Source organism: Mesorhizobium sp. M4A.F.Ca.ET.090.04.2.1, assembly GCF_003999085.1.
Classification (GTDB): Bacteria; Pseudomonadota; Alphaproteobacteria; order Rhizobiales; family Rhizobiaceae; genus Mesorhizobium.
The window spans coordinates 1-5,718 of the sequence record NZ_RZOT01000397.1 but is presented as its reverse complement, the minus strand read 5'-3'; the positions used below and the strand labels follow the sequence as shown (position 1 = coordinate 5,718).

General features: G+C 64.1%; 9 protein-coding genes. 4 read left to right on the top strand and 5 right to left on the bottom strand.

Annotation, left to right across the window (positions count from 1 at the left end; genetic code table 11):
- From EN781_RS23790 to hisB, 5 genes are all read right to left on the bottom strand, one after another.
- On the bottom strand, nucleotides 1–372 hold a 372-nt coding region (locus EN781_RS23790), incomplete at its 3' end, for a HisA/HisF-related TIM barrel protein (protein WP_245492645.1).
- 2 nt (nucleotides 373–374) lie between these two features.
- On the bottom strand, nucleotides 375–665 hold the full coding sequence (locus EN781_RS23785) for a DUF1330 domain-containing protein (protein WP_126057103.1): 291 nt from the start codon (nucleotides 663–665) through the stop codon (nucleotides 375–377).
- Nucleotides 666–1,316: an imidazole glycerol phosphate synthase subunit HisH gene (gene hisH / locus EN781_RS23780; protein WP_126057102.1), complete on the bottom strand. Its 651-nt coding sequence runs from the start codon at nucleotides 1,314–1,316 to the stop codon at nucleotides 666–668. It abuts the gene before it with no gap.
- Nucleotide 1,317: 1 nt separating this feature from the next.
- Nucleotides 1,318–1,794: a DUF2628 domain-containing protein gene (locus tag EN781_RS23775; RefSeq protein ID WP_126057101.1), complete on the bottom strand. Its 477-nt coding sequence runs from the start codon at nucleotides 1,792–1,794 to the stop codon at nucleotides 1,318–1,320.
- 3 nt (nucleotides 1,795–1,797) lie between these two features.
- Nucleotides 1,798–2,397: an imidazoleglycerol-phosphate dehydratase HisB gene (gene hisB, locus EN781_RS23770; RefSeq protein ID WP_126057100.1), complete on the bottom strand. Its 600-nt coding sequence runs from the start codon at nucleotides 2,395–2,397 to the stop codon at nucleotides 1,798–1,800.
- Nucleotides 2,398–2,639: 242 nt separating this feature from the next.
- Between hisB and hslV the strand changes: the two genes are divergently transcribed.
- From hslV to hslU, 4 genes are read left to right on the top strand one after another with little or no spacing between them, the layout of a single operon-like run.
- Nucleotides 2,640–3,191, top strand: a complete 552-nt coding sequence (hslV, locus tag EN781_RS23765) for an ATP-dependent protease subunit HslV (RefSeq protein WP_126057099.1) — start codon at nucleotides 2,640–2,642, stop codon at nucleotides 3,189–3,191.
- Nucleotides 3,192–3,241: 50 nt separating this feature from the next.
- A complete protein-coding gene (locus EN781_RS23760) occupies nucleotides 3,242–3,766 on the top strand; it encodes a GNAT family N-acetyltransferase (RefSeq protein WP_126057098.1) in 525 nt (174 codons plus the stop codon).
- A 5-nt stretch (nucleotides 3,767–3,771) separates the two neighbouring features.
- Nucleotides 3,772–4,371, top strand: coding sequence for a DUF2585 domain-containing protein (locus EN781_RS23755; protein WP_126057097.1), 600 nt, complete (start codon nucleotides 3,772–3,774; stop codon nucleotides 4,369–4,371).
- A gap of 4 nt (nucleotides 4,372–4,375) precedes the next feature.
- Nucleotides 4,376–5,686: an ATP-dependent protease ATPase subunit HslU gene (hslU, locus tag EN781_RS23750; protein WP_126057096.1), complete on the top strand. Its 1,311-nt coding sequence runs from the start codon at nucleotides 4,376–4,378 to the stop codon at nucleotides 5,684–5,686.
- Nucleotides 5,687–5,718: the final 32 nt, after the last annotated feature.

The window sequence follows — 5,718 nt, the reverse complement described above, 5'->3', positions numbered from 1 at the left end:
GATCTTGCCCGGGAAGGCCTTGCAGGCCTGCTTGACGAGGTCTGGGTCACGCACCGCCACCGTGCCGAGGATGACGCGCGCCAGCCCCCGGTCGAGCCAATCCTCGATCTGCTCCAGTGTGCGGATGCCGCCGCCGAGCTGCACCGGATTCTTCGTCGCCTTGAGGATGGCGCCGACCGCCGCGCTGTTGACGCTCTGGCCCTTGAAGGCGCCGTTGAGGTCGACGACGTGCAGCCACTCGAAGCCCTGCTCCTCGAAGGCCCTGGCTTGGGCTGCGGGGTCATCGTTGTAGATCGTCGCCGTCGCCATGTCGCCATGCTTCAGGCGCACGCATTTGCCGTCCTTGAGATCGATGGCGGGAAACAGGATCATGGTCAGGCCCCTTCGACGATCACGAAATGGCCGGTCGAGGCGGCGAGCCTGAATTTCGAGGCCTCCTGGTATTCAGGCGATTCGTAGCAGGCAACCGCTGTTTCGTACGACTCGAACTCGACCACGACGTGGCGATTGCCCGTCGGCCCTTCCGGGTTGGTGTAGCGCCCGGCCCGGACGGGGAACTTCGCGCCATACTTGGCGAAGGCCCTGGCATTGGCCTCGATGTACTGCTTGTAGACATCGGGGTCGTGGACGTCGATCAGCGCGATCCAGTAGCCCTTCTTGTTCATCTAGGGTCTCCAGCGCAGGAAATTGGCGATCAGCGCCAGGCCCAGCGCCTGGCTTTTTTCGGGATGGAACTGCGTGCCGACGAGATTGTCGCGCGCAACAGCGGCCGTCACCGGCCCGCCATAGTCGGCGACGGCCAGCACCTCGTCCGGCTTCCTGGCCTCGAGATGATAGGAATGGACGAAATAGGCGTGCAACCCGTCGGCTCCGGTCGCGATGCCAGAAAATACCGGGTGATCGCGTCGAAGCTCGATCGTGTTCCAGCCGATCTGCGGGATTTTCAGCGCCGGATCGGCGGGCGTGATCTCCTTGACGTCGCCAGCGATCCAGCCGAAGCCCGTGGCGACGGTCTTTTCAAGCCCGCGTTCCGACATCAGCTGCATGCCGACGCAGATGCCGAGGAACGGCCGTCCCTTGCGAACAGCCACGTCCTCCACCGTTTCCCACATGCCGGCGACAGCCTTGAGGCCGGCCGCGCAGTCGGCATAGGCGCCGACGCCGGGCAGCACGATGCGGTCGGCGGTGCGGACCCGTTCAGCGTCGGCGGTGAGCTCGATTGTCGCGGCAATGCCCGCCTCGCGCGCCGCGCGCTCGAAAGCCTTGGTGGCCGAGCGCAGATTGCCCGACCCGTAGTCAATGATCGCGACCCGCATGTCAGGGCCTTCCCGGCGTATGGGTCAGCCCCAGAGCCATGCCGGTCTGCGTCGGCCGTGCCAGATTGGCGTCGGGCACGATGCGCGGGGCGGGCGGCTGCTCGTCTGGCGGCACGTCGGCCTCCAAAGCATGACGCGTCTCGGCGCCGTCCAGCCTGTCGGCTTCGACGACGCCCCATTCGTGCCAGCCGCGGCGGCGTAGCGCCGCGATGCGCAGCCCCTGTCCTTCGAGGCCGATATAGAGCGAGACCAGCAGCGACAGGGCCGAGCCCGCCCAGGCAAGTCCCAGCTTCTCGCCGAGCATCGACAGGATGGCCATGACGACGAAGGTCAGCGCCGCCTCGATCCACAGCCGGTGCCAGGCGAGCCACAGCGGTGAGAATAGGAACCCGAGCCAGGTGAAGCCGTCGCGCACGAAGGTCGTCTCATCGGCCTTTGCGCGGCCCGCCGGCGGCTCCATCACGACATAGATGGCCATCGCCTACCCCTTCAAAGAACCTTTGGTGGAAGGTACGGCGTCCGGCTGGCGCGGGTCGCGCTCGAGCGCGGAACGAAGCGCCCGCGCCACCGCCTTGAAGCAGGTCTCGGCGATGTGATGGTTGTTGGCGCCGTAGTGATTGGTCACGTGCAGCGTGACGCCCGCGTTCTGCGCCAGCGCCTGGAAGAATTCGCGCACCAGCTCGGTGTCGAACGTGCCGATCTTGGGCGACGAAAAGGTTACGTTCCAGACCAGGAACGGGCGGCCCGAGACGTCGATCGCCGCTCTGGTCAGTGTCTCGTCCATGGCGAGGTCGATCGAGGCATAGCGCATGATGCCGCGCCGCTCGCCGAGCGCCTTGGCCAGCGCCTGGCCGAGCGCTATGCCGGTATCCTCGACCGTGTGGTGGTCGTCGATGTGCAGGTCGCCCTTTGCCTTCACCGTCATGTCGATCAGCGAATGACGTGACAGCTGGTCGAGCATGTGGTCGAAGAAGCCGACGCCCGTCGCAATGTCGGACTTGCCGGTGCCGTCGACATGGACCGACACCGAGATGTCGGTTTCCTTGGTCTTGCGGCTGGCTTCGGCGGAACGCGTCGGCATGATCTATCCTTGTCCAGGAGGTTCATGGCGTGCGGGAGCGCACAGGCCGCAAACGCCCATATGCTTGAAATCGAGAGCCTTCTAGCAGCATGATCCGGCGATTGCCAGTTGCCATTCCCATGGGGTATCGGGCGGGCCGGCATGTCGTTTGCAATCGCCCACCCCATGCATACATATGGCCGATCAAAGTCCCTCGTACCGCGCCAATCGCCTTATTGGGATGGCGCGAATCGGAGCAGAAAATGTCGAATGAACTGACCATGCATGCCACGACGATCGTGACAGTGCGCAAGGGCAGCAAGGTTGTGATCGCCGGCGACGGCCAGGTCAGCCTTGGCCAGACCATCATGAAGGGCAATGCCAGGAAGGTGCGCCGCATCGGCACGGGCGGCAAAGTCATTGCCGGTTTCGCCGGCGCCACCGCCGATGCCTTCACCCTTCTGGAGCGGCTCGAAGCCAAGCTCGAGCAATATCCCGACCAACTGACGCGCGCCTGCGTCGAGCTCGCCAAGGACTGGCGCACCGACCGCTACCTGCGCCGGCTGGAAGCCATGATGCTGGTCGCCGACAAGTCGGTTTCGCTGGCGCTGACCGGCACCGGCGACGTGCTCGAGCCCGAACATGGCGTCATGGCCATCGGCTCCGGCGGCAACTACGCGCTGGCTGCCGCCCGCGCGCTGATGGACACCGACAAGGACGCCGAGGAGATCGCCCGCAAGGCGATGCAGATCGCGGCCGACATCTGCGTCTATACCAACAGCAACTTCGTTGTCGAAACGCTCGATGCCGCCTGAGGCAATCGACCATGATCCCGAAAAGTGGGACCCGGTTTTCGGATAAGATCATGGTCCAACAAGAGCACGTTTACGATTTTCGGCCGGTGACCGAAAAAGACCTGCCGATGATCGCCGGCTGGCTGGCCGAGCCGCATGTCGCCGAATGGTGGGACGATCCGGAACAAGAGATCGCCGAAATCCGCGAGCACATCGACTCGGTTTCGGTCGAGCCGCTGATCGTCGAACTCGACGGCCGGCCGATCGCCTACCTGCAGAGCTACGATCCGCATCTGGAGGACGATCATCCCTATGCCGACCAGCCGTTCGGCACGCTGGGTATCGACCTGTCGATCGGCCTGGCGCAGCTGGTCGGCGTCGGCCACGGCACGGCGATCGTGCGGCAGTTCGTCGAGCAGCTTTTCGAGGAAGGGGCGCCGCGCGTCATCATCGATCCGCATCCGCGGAACGCGCGCGCCATCCGCGCCTATGAGAAGGCGGGTTTCAGGCCGATCGGCCGCAGGCAGTCGCAATACGGGGATGTCGTGCTGATGGCCGTCGACGCGGCGCAAGGCGACACGGAAGAGGGGGACTGAACCAGATGAACGCATCCGGCGAGGACAAGACGCTTTCGGCCTATGAGGACAGCTGGCGCATGGGGCTTCTGCTCATGCTGGCTTTGCTGATCTTCCAGGCCGGCGCGCTTTACGGCATGGGCCATCCGCCGATCTGCACCTGCGGCTATGTCAAGCTGTGGCACGGGGTGGTGCAAAGCTCGGAGAACTCCCAGCACATCTCGGACTGGTACACGCCATCGCACATCATCCATGGCTTCCTGTTCTATGCGCTGGCGCGGTTCCTCTTTCCGCGTTCGCCGATCGGGCTGAGGCTCGCCTTCGCCGTCCTCATCGAGGGTGGCTGGGAGCTTCTGGAGAACAGCCCCTTCATCATCGAGCGTTACCGCGCCGGCACGATTTCGCTCGACTATTACGGCGACAGCATCATCAACTCGGTATCGGACACGTTGGCCATGGTGCTGGGATTTGTGATGGCGCGAAAGCTTCCTATATGGGTGGTCGTTGCCCTGGCCCTCATCTTCGAGCTCGGTACGGGCTACATCATCCGGGACAATCTGACGCTCAACGTGATCATGCTGCTGCATCCGTTCGAGTCCATCAAGCAGTGGCAAAGTGGAATTTAGTGACATGAGCACCTTCTCTCCCCGCGAAATCGTTTCGGAACTCGACCGCTTCATCATCGGCCAGAAGGACGCCAAGCGCGCCGTGGCCATTGCGCTCCGCAACCGCTGGCGCCGCCAGCAGCTGCAAGGCCAGATGCGCGAGGAGGTGATGCCGAAGAACATCCTGATGATTGGCCCGACCGGCGTCGGCAAGACCGAGATCTCGCGGCGCCTGGCCCGCCTCGCCGGCGCGCCATTCGTCAAGGTCGAGGCGACCAAGTTCACCGAGGTCGGCTATGTCGGCCGCGATGTTGAGCAGATCGTGCGCGACCTGGTCGAGGTTGCCATCGGCCTGGCGCGCGAGAAGATGCGCGAGGACGTCGCGGCGCGCGCCCAGATCAATGCCGAAGAACGCGTGCTGGAGGCCCTGGTCGGCAAGACGGCGAGCCCGTCGACGCGCGACTCCTTCCGCAAGAAGCTGCGCGACGGCGAGCTCGACGACAAGGAGATCGAGATCGAAGTCGCCGACACCGGCACCGGCGGCATGCCGGGCTTCGAGATCCCAGGAATGCCGGGCGGCAATATCGGCGTGCTCAACATCAACGACATGCTGTCGAAGGCGATGGGCGGCCGCAAGACCAAGAGCCGCAAGACCACGGTGCGCGATTCCTACGCGCTGCTGGTCAATGACGAGTCCGACAAACTACTCGACCAGGACGAGGTGATCCGCCGCGCTCTCGACGCCACTGAAAATGACGGCATCGTCTTCCTCGATGAGATCGACAAGATCGCGGCCAGGAGCGACATTTCGGGCGGGCCTTCGCGCGAAGGCGTGCAGCGCGACCTGCTGCCGCTGGTCGAAGGCACGACGGTGGCGACGAAGTACGGCCCGGTGAAGACCGACCATATCCTGTTCATCGCGTCGGGCGCCTTCCATGTGTCGAAGCCGTCCGATCTGTTGCCGGAACTGCAGGGCCGCCTGCCGATCCGCGTCGAGCTGCGCGCGCTGGAGAAGGAGGACTTCGTCCGCATCCTCACCGAGACCGAGGCGAGCCTGATCAAGCAGTACGTCGCGCTGATGAAGACGGAAGGGGTCGAACTGGCCTTCACCGACGACGCCATCGATTCGCTGGCCGGCATTGCCGTCGATCTCAACGCCAGCGTCGAGAATATCGGCGCAAGACGCCTGCAGACGGTGATGGAGCGGGTGCTGGACGAGATCTCTTACGACGCGCCGGACCGCAACGGTACGACCGTCACCATCGACTCCGCCTATGTGCAAAAGCATGTCGGCGACCTCTCGAGGAACACGGATTTGTCCAGATTCATCCTGTAAATGCATGTCGCCCAAAAGTGCGCAGCGGTTTT